Genomic DNA, 16,272 nt, shown 5'->3' with positions numbered 1-16,272 from the left:
CCTCCTTGCGGCTGGAGGGGCCGCCGCCCGCAGGACGGGCGGCGGCCCGGGCGGTCATCGGTAGGTGTAGTTCAGGAGGTACTGAGCGTCGGCCGCGGCGCCGGTGAAGGAGGCCGCCGCCAGGGCACTGTCCTCGTCCTTCGCAACGGACCACGTCATCGTGACCCCGGCAGGGATCGGCACGGCGACACCGTCCGACATGCTGACCAGGACGCTCCCAGCGATCGCCGTGACGGTGACACTCTGCAGCCCGGGGAAGGCGGTGACGAGGTTCTGCGCTGCGGTGCCCGTCACGGCCCGTACGCCGGTGCTGAGCGGCGTCGGCGCGGTGTCCTCCTCGACGGTGCAGTCCACCGGGGCAGTCGGCGTGAACGGCTGGCCCGGGTCGCCGTCCTCGTACGTGCCGACGAGGACCGGGGCATCGGTGCCGCACGGGTCGATGGCCCACAGCTCGGTGTACATGACCTCACCGACGCCGTCCCCATCCTCATCCGAGCAGCCGCATCGCTCGATGACCTGCTTCGTGCACGAGTCCGCCGCGGTCGCCGTGCCAGCCGTCCCGGAGCAGACGCCTACCTGGCCCTGGGGCGTGTATGCGGTGCTGCCGTCCAGTTCCGTGTCCGTGGTGGTCAGGAGCAGTCCGGTGCAGTCGTAGGTGTACGCCCGCAGGAACGAGGTCGCGGTGACCTCAACGCCCTCCGTCTGCACCGTGTTGGGGCGGATGACCAGGTCCCGGTTCAGGGCGCCGCCGGTGCTGAGGTCGGTGAACCGCACGGTGACGGTGCCCGTCGGCGGAGCCACGAACGCGATGGGCGGCTGAGCGATCACCGGCCCGGCCGCGCCGCTGCCGTTGGACAGGTTGACGGTGCTGGTCGCAATGACGGTCGCTCCGTCGAGGACTTCCGCCAGGTAGACCGCATCGTTGCTGGCCGCCGGCGCGCCACCCCCGCCCCACCCAGCATCGAACAGCAGCTCGCAGGCGGCACCGCTGATGAGGCCGGTCACGGTCCGCTGCGCCACGCCATTCGGGGGGACGTTGCTGCGGGAGAACTGCAGCGTGCCGCCGATGACTTGGACGTTCCCCGTCAGGGTGAACGAGCCGGGCGGTACCGGGACGGGCGTCGCTGGTGTGCGCACCAGGTCACAGAGCTGGGCGATCTCGGTGTCCCCGCACGGGGTGGAGGATTCACCGCCGCAGCAGCCGCCCGGCTCCACCGTCATGCCCTGGAACGACAACGCCGAGCAGGAGACGCCGCCACCCTGGTTGAGGACGCTCCAGCCGACCGTGGCCGGCGGGGCATCCCAGTACATGTAACCGGTGCCGTTGTTCTCGGAGGGCACGATCCGGGTGTGGGCGGCGTTCCAGCCGGCGGTGCCGCCCATGCGGTCCGGCTCGGGCATGCCGGAGTTAATGCCGACCGGCTCGAACGTGTCGAAGTCGAGCAGATCGACGCGGAGGTAGCTCATCTCCTGCGCGACCGCGTCCAGCGTCAGCGTGTACGCCGCGGTGTTGGAGAAGGCCAGGTTGTTGATGTCGTAGGCGGCACAAGGTGGGCCAGCCGCTCGCGAGACGTGGACGCGGATCGTGCCGACCCTGGAGGGGTCGTTTTCCGGGGAGACGGTGTAGATGAAGTCCTGCCGGGGCAGGCCGGCCGGGTCCTCGATAACGCTGACGACCGTCCACGGCACCTCAATGGTCGAGGTGATGCCGCTGCCGCTCTTGCACTGGCAGTCGACGACCTGGACCGGCGTGTACGGCGTGGTGCCGTCCAGGCCGGTGTCATGGAAGCCAAGCAGATCGCCCGCGCAGTCGTAGGCGAGGTGGCGCAGGAACGGGACGGCGCAGCGCCGGCCGTCTCCGTCCGCCTCCACGGTCGGGTCCAGGTCGCACAGGCGGACCGTCTGCACGCTGGTCGTCTGGCAGGTGTCCGGGCCGCAGCTGCCTACGGTGCCGGTCACCGCGTACGGGGTGGCCCCGTCGAGTTCGGTATCGAGGACACTGATGACCACTCCAGTGCAGTCCCGGCACACGGTGCGCAGGAAGCTGTGCGGCTCGGCGTCGTCGGTGACGTCGCACAGGACAACGGCCTCACAGTTCCGGCATTCGGCGGGCTCGCTGGGCACGCACTGGCTGACCTCGCCGGTGACGGTGTACGGGTCGCCGTCCAGGGTCGTGTCCGTGGTGGAGACGACCTCGCCGGTCACACAGTCCGTGACCAGGGTCCGGAGGAACTGGGTGCTGCTGGTGACCTCGCAGCCCTCCAGCTCCAGGGTGGCGCTGAACTGGTCGGCGGTCCAACTCTTGGCGCCGAGGTGGTAGGTCTCCAGGATGAGGGCCACGTAGATGTCGCCGGCGGCGATCTCGGCGGCCGTGACGGGCGCGGAGACGGTGAGTGTTCCCTGCCAGCCGACCGGCGCCCACGCGAGCGCGTTGTGCGTGGCCAGCGCCGTCGTCCCCCGGAAGAGGCGGAGCGCACCGTCCCACGCCTGGCCGTCGTCCGGGCCGTCGTTCCTGACGCGCACGGAGATGGTCAGCGTGCCGGACGCGCCGTCACATCCGGCCATGTCGGCCGTGAGCTGGCCGGTGGCGATCAGGTGCTCCGGGCTTGGTCCGGGCCCGGCCGGGTAGACGAAGGGGCCGCCCGACCACAAGCCCGCGTACGGGCCGGGGTGGTTCTGGAACTGCGTCTGTGCGACGTCGGCCGCGGTGGCGTCCTCGATCGTCGGCGTGATCGCCGAGGAGGAGTCGGCGGGCACGTCGCACACCAGGACCGTGGAGGAGTTCCGGCACGGCTCGGTGGTGCCGCATGGCACGGTCACCCAGCCGTCCGGTAGCGCATCCTGTCGAACGCCGTGATCGTCGAGGTAGTAGACCCTTCCGTCGTCGCACATCACCTGCGTCCACAGCAGGTAGGAGTCCGGGTCGACGTCGTATTCGGCGATCACGTGCAGCAGCAGCCCGGCCGCGCCGCCGGCGGCGACCGTCTCCCGCACGTGAACGATGATCTCGTTGACGCCGGGCTGGGCGCCGGGTACCGCCGTGGGGGGCAGCACGTACGGCGGGTTGGTGTGGTCGGCGCCGGCGGGCTGCCAAGCGCCGCCGTTCAGCCGCCATTCCACGGCCAGCTGGTCGGCGTTGAGGGCGGTAGTCGAGATGCGAATCGAGGCAGGGTCGGTGTCGTCGGGCAGCGTGAATGCCGCGCGAACATACCAGTCGCCCGTCCCGGGCGGCTGCGGAACGTCGGGGCCTTCCCCCGGCTCTCCGGTGTTGGTGAGAACACCGCCGGGGTGCGGCGCCACCCAGTGCGCCTGCCCTTCGGGGGTGCCCCCGTCTACGGTCGTCCAGCCGGGGAACCCGGTGAGGCGGTAGGTGGGCCACCACGGCCCTGTCAGATTGGGGCTCCATGTCCAGTCGGAGTCCACGCTGTTGTCGGCCAGGCCCTCGGGGTTGGTCAGGAATTCCACCCGCCCCGAGGAGCGGACACACACCTGCGTGGTCTGGCAGCCTGCGCAGATCCCAACGGTGCCGGTCGGGGTGTAGGCGGCCCCGTCCAGGCTGTAGTCCGCGTAGCCGACGATGGCGCCGTTCTCGTCCCGCCGGTAGTCGCGCATGAACTGGGTCACGCCGCCGTCCGTGGCGACGTCGCACAGCACCACGAGATCCTGTTCCGGCTGCTCGATCCCAGCCGGGCATACGCTGATGGTGCCTTGCGGCGTGTAGGTGGCGCCCGTGGTGGCGTCGACCAGGCGCACCGAGTCGATGGTGCCGTCAGCCGCGTAGGAGTACTCGATGAGGACCAGGCCGACGACCTCACCGGCCGCGTCGATGTCGCAGAACGTGCCGGACACCTGAACCGACCGGCTGTCGCCGCACACGACCATCCCGGCCGGCGGCGCCCCCGCCGACCAGGCACCGGTGGCCAGGTTGATCCACCCCTCCGAGGTGACCACGCCGTCGCAGTCCCGCACCACCGTGACCGCGATCGGCGTCCCATCGGCCAGGCACAGCCCCACCATGGCGGTCGGGGTGGTCGGGGAGGCGCAGTTCGTCGTCTGCGGGCACATCTGGGCGACGCCGGCGACCGTGTAGGGGGTGCCGTCGAGCGTCAGGTCGACGGTGCCGGTCACCGCACCGTCGCAGTTGTACACGATGGCCCGTAGGAACGGAGTGGCCGCGCCCGCGCCGTCGACGTCGCACAGCAGCTGCGTATCGACGCTGCCGCACCCGCTGCCGGTCGCGCACGGGCCTAGCGTGCCGGTCGGGGTGTAGTCGGCGCCGGTGGCCGGGTCAACGGTGCGGGTGGCGACCCGCGCGCCGGTGTTGGTGTCGTACACCGGCTCCACCAACGCCAGGCCAACCACCGTGCCGTCCGGCATGACGTCGCACAGCAGCACCGTCTCCACGTCCACGCGCGGCGTCTGGGAGCCGCTCATGATGACCGGGCTCGGCCCGCAGCATCCACTCACAACAGCACTCCTTGCGTGTACGAGATGGTCACGGTGCCCGTCTGGGCAGTGATCGTCAGCGGGCCGACCAGCATCGCGTCGTCGTCACGCCCCACGGACCAGGTGACCGACTCCCCAGTGAACAGGGTCGAGGCTCCGTCAGCCGTGGTGATCTGCCCGGTGCCGCCGTGGGCGGTCGCGGTGACCGACTGCAGCAGCGGCACCGACATCGCCGACCAGGACCCGCCGGGGGCGAGCTGGACCCGGTGGGCTTGCACCCCGTACGCCGAGGGCGCTCCCTCCACGGGGCACTCGACTGGGGAGGCCGGCATGTACGGGCCCGTCAGGTCCGCCGTGTACGTCCCGAGCGTCGTGAGGGCGCCGGCGCAGTCGACGGCCAGGAGCTCGACGTAGTCCACGTCGCCGATGCCGTCACCGTCGCTGTCGTCGCAGCGGCACGCCTCGATGATGTTCTGCGCCGGGCACGGCTCAGTCGGGCAGCACTGCCCGCCTGCGGCCTCGCACTGCCCGACCTCGCCGGTGACGATGTACGGCTGCCCGTCGAGAGTGGTGTCCGTGACCGAGACGACCTCGCCCGTGGCGCAGTCCGTCGTGACGTTGCGGAGGATCTGCGTCGCGCATCCGGTCTGGTCGAATGCCACGGCCGCGGTGAAGCTCGACAGCTCCCACGACGTCCGGCGCGGGCTGCCTGAGCAGACACTGGGGTTGTCGTCGTAGGCGTCGAGCGCCAGGAGGACGGTGAGGCTCCCGGCGGCGAGGTCCGCGGCTGGGACGTCGGCCTCGACGGTGAGCGTGCCCGTCCAACCGACCGGCGTGTTACTGGGTGGTTGGGCGCTGGCCAGCGGGGAGGCAGCGGCGCCGTTGTAGAGGGCAAGGACGCCGGTGATCGCACAACCGGTGTCCAGGCCGAGCTGGGCGGCGTTGACCGACACCGTGACGTGCGCGGTCCCGGTGTCGCACGCGGGTCGCGTGGCCTGGATGGTCGCGGCGAGCGTGCGGACGCTGCCGGTGGTGCCGGGCTGCGGCGCCGTCCCGGCCGGGATGGTCAGCGTGCCGCCGTCCCACAGCGTTTGGCCGCCGGGCATCGCCGAGCCCGTGGCGTACGGGTAGTGCGGCGCGGGGTCGGTGTCGGTGACCGTCGGGTCCGGCTGCCCGTCTGTCGGCAGGTCGCACACGAGGAGCGAGCTCGTGTTTCGGCACGGCTTGGTACCCCCAGCCGAGGTGCACTGGCCTACGTCGCCGGTCACCTCGTACGGCTCGCCGTCCAGCGTCGTGTCCGTGACGCTGACGGTGGCTCCGGTGGCGCAGTCCTTGACGATCGTCCGCAGGAACTGCTTCTCGCACTCGGTGACGGGGACGTCAGCGGACCACTCGAACTCATCGACCAGCCACGCCTTGGCCCCGGGATCCTGGAAGGTCTCCAGGTCGAGGATGACGGCGATGTTCCCGGCAGCGAGCTCCGCGGCCGGCACGCTCGCGGTGAGGGTCAGGGTCTGCTGGTGCCCCACCGGGGCGCTCCCGGCGACGTCCCGCCAGACGAGGCGAGTGTTCGTCACGGTGTTCCACAGGGCGAACCGGCCGTCCCCATGGAAGCCCGGGTTGGGGCCCTGGTTCGTGACGCGGACCTTCACCGTGACGCTGACAGGGTCCGTCGCTGTCGGCGAACCGGCTGTGAGGCGGGCACCGATCGTGCGGTGCGTGTCCCCGTTCCCGCTCTTCGGGCACCGCACATCCGGGCCGAGGACGACCGACCCACCTGCCCATACCGGTGCGCCCTGCCCCGGGGTCTGGAGGAGGCACCAGCCGCCCGTGCCCCAGTTCGGGAACTGGGACGGGTTCGGCTCGTCCGCGATCGAAGGTGTGCCGCCGGCCTGGCAGTCCGGGTCCAGGTCGCACAGCAGGACCGAGGTGGCATCACGGCATTCACTGTCCGTGGCGCACTGGGTCACCTCGCCGGTCACCGTGTACGGCTGGCCGTCCAGGGTGGTGTCGATGGTGGTGGGCGTGGCCGGGTCGGCGTCGTTGTAGACGAAGGCCCGGACGAACTCGGTGCTGGTGCCGTCCGGCGCGGTGTCGCACAGGAGGAGGCTTTCGGCGTCGCGCCACGGGCAGCACTCCCCGTCTCCCTCGCCACAGGGCACGACCCGCTGTCCGGCGGGGATCTCCTCCTGGCGCTGGCCGGACTCGTCGAGGTAGTAGACCCGGCCGTCCTCGATGACCTGCGTCCACACCCGCGGCTCGTAGTCGTATGTCGCGGCGACGTGGAGCAGCATCCCGGCCTGGTTCGGGCTCGGGCAGTTGACGGCGGGCTGGGTCTCGATGATCTGGACGATGATCTCGTTCTGTCCGGCCCGGCCGCCGGGGATGGCGGTCGGCGGGAACGTCCAGGGCGGCGGGTTGAGTGCGCCGGCGCCTACGGGCTGCCATGCCCCGTCGTTGAGGCGCCACTGCACGACTCCGTTGTCCGCGTTGAGGACCGACGCAGCCACACGGATGGTGTCCGGGTTGACGTTGGCGGGGAGGTTCCAGGACGCGCGGGTGTACCAGGTGCCGGTGACGTTCGGGGAGGTCGCCGTGTTCGGGGAGCAGACGCTCTTGTCCTGGTGGGGGGACACCCAATGCGCCTGGTTCGGGGCGGTGTCCGTCACGGTCCACAGCGGGTTGGGTGCCACCTGGTACATCGGGTACCAGGTGCCTGCCAGGTTCGGCGCCCACCGCCAATCCGTGTCCTGGCCGGCGGTCGCGTTCGCTGCGTTGGTCAGGAACTGCGTGGCCCCGGTCTCAACGATGCAGATCTGACGGGTGATGCGGTCCGGGGACGGGCAACGTGCGAGGAGGGCACCGGCCGGGAGCTCCACCGGGTCGCCGGTCGTCGGGTCGGTGAGTCGCTGCTCCAGGCGGTCGCCGGTCTGGTCGTCGTAGACCCGCTCGACGAGGACCTGGTCCAGGACCTCGCCGGACGCGGTATCGCGGACGCACAGGAGCAGGGTCTCGACGTCGACCCGGGCCTCGGGGGCGGGCGGCTCGCAGCACTGCGCCACGGGCTCGCACTGCCCCACCGCGCCCACGACCGTGTACGGCTCGCCGTCTAAGGTGTAGTCCTGCGTCGAAACGACCTCGCCGGTTTCGCAGTCCACGGCCTGGCGGCGCATGAACTGGACGGTGCGAGGCAGGGCGATGTCGAGGCGGCCGGTGACGTTGTTGATGCCATTGACGTCGCGCACCTCGATCTCGATGACGTTCGGGCCAGCGGTGACGGGGATCTGCGCGGTGCCGGACGTGGCGGGCTGGTTCCACTGCCCATACATCCCGGCATCAACGTTGTTGATCCTGACCCTGGCGCCGCCGTCGCCGCGGAACCCAACGGACTGGGCAACCGCAACACCGTCCTGCGGAGCGTTGAACGTCTTGCGGAGGACCCAGCGAACTGGGGCGGCATCATAGCCAGGCCACTGGGACCCGCCGTAGCCGGCGCTCTGGTCGGCACGGGCGCCGAGAGCCGGATAGCCGAAGACGTTGCCGTACCGAGCCGGGTACGGCATGGCGGCCTCTGGTGGGGCGTCCGGCTTCGCCCCAGTGAAGCTGACGACTTCCCAGCCGTCCGAGTTCGGCCGGTTTGCGGGATCGAAAACGGTGATCGTGTCGGTGGCGGCGGTGTCGCACAACAGCGTGGACGAGGAGTCGCGGCACGGCTCCGTGCACGTGGTGACGACCGCCCCGGGAGTCACCTCTACCGGATCACCGGTGGCCAGGTCGACCAGGCGCTGCTGCACCCGCGCGCCGGACTGGTCGTCGTAGACCCATTCGGCGAGGACACGCCCCACAACGGTGCTGGACGCCTCATCGACCAGACACAGGATCTCGGTCTCCACGTCGAACCGGGTCTCCGGCGGGCAGCACTCCGCGGTCGGCTCGCACTGCCCGACCTCGCCCGTCACGGTGTACGGCTGCCCGTCCAAGGTGGTGTCAGTTACGGACACCACCTCGCCCGTCTCACAGTCCACGACCTGACGGCGTAGGAACTGCACCGTCTTCGTCATGACGATGTCGAGCCTGCCCGTGGCCCAGTTGAAGCCCCAGTCGTCCCGGACCTCGATCTCAATGACGTTCGGGCCGGCCGTGACAGGGGCCTGACCGCCGCCGCCGACGCCGGGCTGTCCCCACTGCGAGTACAGGCCCATGTCGGTGCCGTTGATCCGGACTCGGCCCGCGCCGTCCGCCATGAATCCGGTCGCGGTGAGGGTGGCGGTGCCGTCCTGCGGGGCGGTGAACTCCTTGCGGATGACCCAGCGGACGGGGACCGTTTCCCAGCTCGACCAGCCAGGCCCGGGGCCGATGTTGAGGTCCGGGCGCGCCCCGTAGGACATCTGCCCGTGGTTGTTCGCGGCCCGGTACACGTCGTACGGCATCGGGCCGGTCGGGCCGTAGCCGGGCTGGGCGCCGGTGTAGGAGACGACCTGCCAGCCGTCGGGGCCGGTCCGGTTCACCGGGTCGAAGACCGTTACGGCCTCGGTCGTCGTCGTGTCGCACAGCAGCGCGTTCGACGTGTCCCGGCACGGCTCGGTGCCGCAGCCGCAGCAGCCATCCGGGATGAGGGTCATGCCCTGGAAACGGACCGAGGAGCAGGCTAGACCGCCGCCGGTGTTGCCGTACCGGTAGGAGATCTGCGCTGGCGGGTTGTCCCAGTAGACGTATGCCGGCTGATCGTTCCGGTTCGCCGTGATCGTCGACCCGTTCCAAGTGACGTCACCCTCGACGCGGGACGGGACCGGGCTGAGGTTGGTGATGCCCTCAAAGGTGTCGAAGTCCACCAGGTCGAGCCGGAACGTGCTCATCTCCTGGGCGGCAGCGTCCAGGGTCAGCGTGTACGTCGTCGGGTTGTTGAAAATCGGGTTCGCCGGGTCGTACGTGCCGCAGCCGCCCGGGGCTTGACTGCTGGCGTGCAGCTTGACCCGCGCGACCTCGCCCGTCTCGGGGTTCGTGACCGTGTAGACGAAGTCCTGCCGAGCCGTCCCCGCGGGGTCCTCCGCGATACCGGTCTGCGGCCACAGCAGCTCACGGAGGGCGGGCACGCCGCCGCTGCCGCAGTCCGCGACCTTGACCGGGGTGTACGGGGTGATGCCGTCCATCTCGGTGTCGCGGGTGTCGGTGAGGGCGCCGGTGCAGTCGTGGACGAGGTGCCGCAGGAACGGCACCGCGCACCGCTTCCCGCTCTCCGGGTCCGGTTCCACGGTGGGGTTGAGGTCGCACAGGCGCAGCACCTGCACGGTGGACGCGCACGGCTCTGTCTCAGCCGGGTGGCAGACGCCGACCACGCCGAGCGGCGTGTAGGGCGTGGTGCCGTCCAGGAGCGTGTCAGTGGTGGAGGTGACGGCACCCGAGCAGTCCCGGCAGACCGTGCGTAGGAACTCGCCGCCGAGGGACACGTCCACGGCGCCGAACACCCAGTTACCGAGGCGTCGGCAGTCTGCGAGGAGCGCCCTCGGGCCCAGGTAGCGGAGCGCGAAGGACGACACTCCGGTGATGCGGAACCGAGCGCTGGTCGCGCGGGTGGGGGTCTGGAGGGGGGCGCAGCCGGTGAGGGTGGCGTCTGCGCTCAGGATGCCGGTGGCCCAGTTGTAGGTGTAGCCGGGCGGCAGACTGAGCGGGACCGCGCCGACCGGGAGCTGAACCGTGTTCTGCCCCGGGGCGGTGCCGGCCACGTAGACCATGACGACGCTGAACTCGGCCGTGACGGGCTGGTTGAACGTGTACGTGGTGAGGGGGACGACCGGGTTGGGGAAGAGCGCCACGCCCCACCAGGCCGCGCCGTCGCCCTGTGTGCTCGGGGGGAAGGCGGAGGGGCCCGTCGACGTCCAGGTGACCCCGTTGGGTAGCGTCCCGGCCGCGGCCGTCCCGGCGATGGTGGCCGGGGGGCTGGCGTCGGTGTCGCACAGGACGTGCGTGGTGCAGTTCCGGCACGCCGACTCGGTGGGGCACACGCCGACCGTCCCGGCCGCCGTGTACGGCGTGCCGTCCAGCAGGTAGTCCGTGTGGCCGGTGATCTGCCCGTTCTCGTCGCGGGCGTAGTCGCGCACGAACTGGGTGACTGCGCCGCCGGCGGCGGTGTCGCAGAGCTGCACCAGGTCCCGCTCCGGCTGTTCGACGCCGGCCGGGCAGGTGGTCACGTCGCCCTGCGGGGTGTAGGTGGTGCCGGTGACGGCGTCAACCAGGCGCACGGAGGCGATCGAGCCGTCCGCCGCGTAGGAGTACTCGACCAGGACCAGACCGTGAACGTCGCCGGTGCCAGGGTCGACGTCGCAGAACGTTCCGGCCACGGTGATGGATCGGCTGTCGCCGCATGCCATCGTCCCGGCCGGCAGCTCGCCCTGGCTGTAGGCGCCGGTGGTGAGGTTGAGCCAGCCGTCCCGGGTGACGGTGCCGTTGCAGTCGCGGGTGACGATGACGGCGATCGGCGTGCCGTCGGCGAGGCACAGGCCGAGCGTGGCGGCCGGGGTGGTCTGCGCCTCACATGGCGTCTCGGCCGTGCACGTGCGCACGGTGCCGGTGACCACGTGCGGGGTCTGCCCGTCGAGTGCGACGTCTTCGTACGAGGCGGCGCCATTGAGCCAGGTGTAGCGGCGCAGGAATGGCCCGCTGTCGTCACACAGGGTCAGCGCCTCGGAGGCGACGGCGCCGTACTCGCACTCGACGGGGGCGACCGGGGTGTACGCCACGGACGGGTCGTCCTGGTAGGTGAGGACGAGGTCGGCGGAGCCGTCCGCGTGGACGCACCACAGCTCCGAATAGGTGGCGTCCGCCTGGCCATCGCCGTCGGTGTCGTCGCAGCGGGTGCGGCATACGGTGTCGAGGCAGTCATTATCGGAGGCGCAGACGCCGACGGTGCCGGTGACAATGTGCGGGGTATGCCCGTCGAGGGCGACATCCTCGAAGCTGGCGGTCCCGTTGAGGAAGGTGTAGCGGCGCAAGAACGCGCCGGAATCGTCGCACAGCAGCACCGTCTGGGACTCGGGGCAGCCGTAGGTGCATTCGACCGGGGCGACCGGCGTGTACGGCTGGGAAGGATCGTCGGCGTAGGTGAGCACCAGTTCGGTGGAGCCGTCCACGTGGACACACCACAGCTCCGAATAGGTCTGGTCGGCCTGGCCGTCACCGTCGGTGTCGTCGCACCGCTGCACGCAGATCGTGTCGACGCACTCGACCGCACACGCCGAGCAGTCACCTGCCGCCCCCGCCACGGTGTAGGCGGTCGTGCCATCCAGCGTGGTGTCAGTCGTGGACGTGATCGCCCCGTCGCAGTCGCGCACCAGGTGGCGGAGGAACGGCACGCACCCGCCGCCCGGGGTCAAGTCGCACAGCTGGACCGTCGTGACGTCCAGGCACTCGCCATCACACGGTCCGGCCCCGGCCGGTGCCGGGCCAGGGGTGAACGTCCCGGTGGCCGGGTCTATCCAGCCGGCCGTCTCCGGGTCACCCGCGGGGGTGCTGCCGCAGGCGCAGCCTGAGCGCACCACCAGCAGGATCGGCGTGCCGTCCGCCCGGCACAACGGCTGAGAGGTGATCGACGGGCTGCAGCAGCCCTCATCTGTACCGCCGCCTCCGCCGGGGGCGCACGGCTGAGGCTCGACCGGCATATCAGCGTCCCTCCCCGGCCCTGGCGCGGCGGGCGGTCCTGCTGCGCGGCGCGGGCGGCGCCGCCGTCCTGGCCGGTGTCTCGGTGACCATGCCGTCGTCGACCAAGCCTTCGACGATGGCGTCCAGGCCATCCGGGACCGGCCCGTCGCCAGCGGGCGGCGTCGGCGGCTGGTCGTCGCCGGTGGGCGGCGCCTGCTCCTGCTCCGTGTCCCCTCGCGTGGTCTCCGGGGCGGGAGCAGACGCCACGTATGGTTGGCCGTCCATGAGGGCGCCCGCCAGGAGCTCCTCCGGGATGGCCGGGATCAGATGGTCGGGGACGGCGAACTCCGTCGTCGACGCGGTGCGGACGCCGAGCGGCGCACCCCACCGGGCGAAGTCGCGCCGCAGGTCTCGCCGGGGCCAGATTTTGATCATGCGGTCTCCCTAGGGACAGCACAGGCAGAGGTCGACAAGAACCGCTTCGACCGCGCACGTCGTGGACGGGACGAACGTCCGCTCAGCCAAAACCAAACGGTCGTTGTTGCGGATGTTCACGGAGGCGGACGCGGTGTTGGGGATGACGTCGACCGGGCCGCGCCGCACCACAACAGGCCCGGACGCGTACAGCCACGCCTGCCCGGCCGGAGCCGGCGTCCCGTCGGGGCCGGTGTTGGCGGCGTAGCCCGCGCCGAGCACCACACAGTTACCCACCCAGGTCCGCAACCTGGATCCCTGCGGCACCAGCTGGTGGAACCGCCCGAGGAGGGCGGCCGCACCCGCGGGGACGTGGATGACGCCGACGCCGCCGTAGTCGGTGGCCAGCCACCCCTCCAGAATCGAGATCCCCTGCGACACCGACACGGCGCCGGCCGCCGGGGTGCGGTCAACCGCGCCGGGGGCCAGGACGTTCTGCCAGAACCACTCCTCAAGCGCCCGCCCCTCCCCCTGTGACAGGCCGGCGCGGGCGTGCTGTTCGGCTTCGGCGTAGGAGAAGCCCGGCGCGGAACATACCGCACCCGCGTAGATGGTGACCGGCCCAGCTGTCTCGTTGCCGGGCCGCTCGAACGTCTTCGGCCCGGGCGGCGGCAGCGGGTTACCGGCATCGTCGGTCGGGCACCAGTCGGTCGTGTGGGCGTCCTTGCACGACAGCGACGTCCAGTCGACGCCGAGCAGCTCGTGCTCGTCCTCAACGTCGATCACGGTGGTGCAGCCGCCGAGCAGGCCGTTCGGCAGCGGCGTGCCGGGGATGGCGGCGACACGGCGCCTCATGCCGGGGTGCGGCATGTGGCCACCTCCTCACGAGGTCGAGGCGCCAGGCACACAGCAACTGCCCGTGCCTGGCGGGATCGGCGGAGGTCAGATCAGGCGATCGGGCAGGCGGCCGTGATCTGCGCGGCGGTGGCGCCGTTCGGGCAGATCGGCACCGTGACCAGACGCAGGTCCGGGCCGCGGTTGATGAGCGCCACGCACTCCTCGCTGAAGAGAGCCGTGTAGTCGTTGGTGCTGAACTTCGTCGAGTCGTGGATGACGCCCAGGCTGATCTCGCCGCCGCGTCCAGCCTGCAGGCTGCCGGCAACGTAGATGAGGAACTGCAGCTGGGATGGCCAGTCGACGGCGGGCGTGAGGCCGCCGATCTCGGTCGGCACAGCCGGGCCCAGGCCCCGCGCCCACTGGATGCGGACACCGAGCGTGGCGAACAGTTCGACGAGCTCGGACACGCGGACCTCGTCGAGGCGGCGGCCGTTCTGCCGGGCGAGGTCGGCCAGCATGAGGCTGCGGCTCCACCAGGGCAGCGTCACCTCAACATTGATGCTGTCGCACAGCGAGTGCCGCTCAACCATGTCGGCGGCCTGCAGCGCGATCGCCGCGTAGATGGCCGACAGGGCGCCGAACGTGGCGGCGATGGTGACCGGGGTGGCCTGCGTCAGCGCCGCCTCGAACAGGTGCTGGCGGATGCGCAGCTCGTGCGCGACCATCACGTTGCGCTGATACCAGGCAACCAGCTCAGGAAAGTGCCGCTGGGTCAGGATGCCCGACTCCAGGCAGACGCCGATGGCGTCGCAGCGGACCTCGATCGGGTCCGGGCAGGGGATCTTGAAGCAGGGCTTCGTCGAGCCGGCGATGTCGTCGGCTTCGGTGTGCACGAACGTCATGGAGGCGACGTCGAGCGACGGGATCGGGAAGTAGCGCAGGCCGCCGCGGGCGAGCTGGATCTCCGGCAGGTCCCACAGCATCTCGGGGCAGGCGATGTCGGTCAGCTCGTAGACCGTCTCCGACGGCGCACACCAGCCGCCGGACGCGACGATGTTCCTCTCCGGCAGGCGGGACTGGTCGGCGGCCAGGATCACCGCGCGGGTGCCCTCCGTGCCCGACGACGAGTCGTTGATGATCAGATCGCGCTCGAACGGCAGCCGGTAGGAGGCGGTCAGGCCGACACCGCCGCCGGCGGTCTTGAGCGCGTTGGCGCGGCGGATGATGCCCTCGGTGACGCCGTCCATGTCGAGCGGCTGGCCGGGCTGGTAGCCGGGCACGTCCACCGACGCGGTGATCTCCGGGCCGGGTGCGGGCGGCGGCGGCAGCACCGACGGCATGCGGCGGCGCACCCCGGACAGGTCCAGCGCCGGACGGGTGCGCGGCACCACGGCGGACGCGGTCACCGGCTCCGGAGCCGGCGCAGGCTCAGGTTCCTCAACGGCGGCCGCCTCGCCGCCCTCAGCGGCGGCCTCCACCGGCTCGCCGGCGGGCGTGCCACGCACCTGGGCGGCCAGCTGGTCGATCTCAGCGGCGGCGGCCTCGGCCGCTTCCAGCCGGGTCTGCATCTCGCCGCGGATGTCGTTCACCGCACCCGACAGGCGACGTAGCTCAGCCAGGTCATCAGCGGACACTCGGTCACTCGTGGACAGCGCGTCGAACGCGGCGACAGCACCCTCCAGGAGCGCTGACAGTTCGACGTCGTCCAGGGCGGTAAAGTCGTCGGGAAGCTCAAACCGCTCCACGGGGCCTCTCTCCTGTGTGAGAAGGAGAGCCCGGCCCGCGGCCAGCAGCTATCTAGGCAGGTAGCGTACCCGCATCACCCGTTTCAGATCGTCCTTGCCTCTCGTGCCGGTACGTGTTTCGCCCGCTCGACGAGCCGTGGGCGCCCGTCTCACAACGATCACGGGGGCAAGATCGAGTCGTACACCCAGTTGGTAAGCAACCCGACGAGGAAGCCTGCAACTGAGCTCACGGCGAAGAAAAACCAGTTGGTGCGGCGCTGACGACGATCAAGGTCCTCGTTTTGGAGCCCCATGAAAGCGCGCACTATCTCCGTCCGCTTCCGGAATTCCTCGGCGAGTATCTCGTCCCGTTCCACTTGACCTCGGGCATCCACGGACCTCTGAAGCAACTGCTCGATCATCGTGGCGCGATGAGCGGCCATCATCTGTAGCTCGGCGAGTTCTCGGGATGTGTCGTGAAGCCGCTGCGCTGCCTGAGTCAGGCGTTCCTCAAGCTCGTTGTCCTGGACGTCGAACAGCTTCCCGTAGGCGTCGGACGTCTGCTGACGATGCTGCTCAAGTTCGCGCGCGGCTCTTCGGCGAAGGCCGGTCGGGATAGCGACGAGTACTGCCAAGAACAACAAAACGAAGAACGAGGTCTCTTCCGATAGCTCGTACCCCTTCTGGATGGCGCCGAGGGCAATCATGGACGCGAATACAAAGAACCAGGAAGCGTTGACCCATTTGGTGAGAATGGCATGGCGTCGGACCAGTTCAGTCATCTGCTCGCGACGATCATCCGCTAAAAGATCATTGGAGTCCACGGGCCGCAGGGTAAAGCATCTCAACGCCAGCTGACGACTACCCTGAAGGGAAGAACTCGGAAATAGCAGCGCCCGAGCACCTTACGGTGGATTGCCCCTGCGTCGCTCAAGATGGACAAGTCTGCCGTCCCCAGGCGGTGCAGCCGCACAGCATGTGGGCGCATCGATAAGCCGGACTGCCACACCCACGGAACTCGGTCGCACCGCATCTGCAGGTGTGCGGTGCGCTCCGTGAGCCCATCTATGCAGAGGGCTCCAACTCGGCCGAGTCTGCCGTGGCGGCAGCAACGTCGCCACCCGGATAACGCTCAGCGACCGCATCTGCCGTCGGCCGTGAAGCGGACTCGTATACGACGCGGCCGGACACGTCCTTCACCTGCCACACCTCAGTC

The 16,272-nt window shown here is 70.3% G+C and carries 6 protein-coding genes; all 6 read right to left on the bottom strand.

Features of this window, described 5'->3' with window-relative positions; translation table 11 throughout:
• Window positions 1–54 precede the first annotated feature (54 nt).
• A complete protein-coding gene (locus tag ACIHAD_RS12815) occupies window positions 55–4,467 on the bottom strand; it encodes a hypothetical protein (protein WP_397354512.1) in 4,413 nt (1,470 codons plus the stop codon).
• Window positions 4,464–12,101, bottom strand: a complete 7,638-nt coding sequence (locus tag ACIHAD_RS12810) for a hypothetical protein (RefSeq protein ID WP_397354511.1) — start codon at window positions 12,099–12,101, stop codon at window positions 4,464–4,466. The genes ACIHAD_RS12815 and ACIHAD_RS12810 overlap by 4 nt, the downstream gene beginning before the upstream one ends.
• Window position 12,102: 1 nt before the next feature.
• Entirely contained in the window at window positions 12,103–12,516 is a 414-nt protein-coding gene (locus ACIHAD_RS12805) for a hypothetical protein (protein ID WP_397354510.1), read from the bottom strand.
• A gap of 9 nt (window positions 12,517–12,525) precedes the next feature.
• Complete coding sequence (locus ACIHAD_RS12800; RefSeq protein ID WP_397354509.1) at window positions 12,526–13,350, bottom strand: hypothetical protein; 825 nt, start codon at window positions 13,348–13,350, stop codon at window positions 12,526–12,528.
• 92 nt (window positions 13,351–13,442) lie between these two features.
• Complete coding sequence (locus tag ACIHAD_RS12795; RefSeq protein WP_397354508.1) at window positions 13,443–15,077, bottom strand: major capsid protein; 1,635 nt, start codon at window positions 15,075–15,077, stop codon at window positions 13,443–13,445.
• 158 nt (window positions 15,078–15,235) lie between these two features.
• Window positions 15,236–15,880 (bottom strand): hypothetical protein, encoded by a 645-nt coding sequence (locus ACIHAD_RS12790; RefSeq protein WP_397354507.1) that lies wholly within the window; start codon window positions 15,878–15,880, stop codon window positions 15,236–15,238.
• Window positions 15,881–16,272: the final 392 nt, after the last annotated feature.

It is taken from the genome of Nonomuraea sp. NPDC052265, assembly GCF_044547985.1.
Classification (GTDB): Bacteria; Actinomycetota; Actinomycetes; order Streptosporangiales; family Streptosporangiaceae; genus Nonomuraea.
This window is presented reverse-complemented; position numbering and strand designations above follow the sequence as displayed.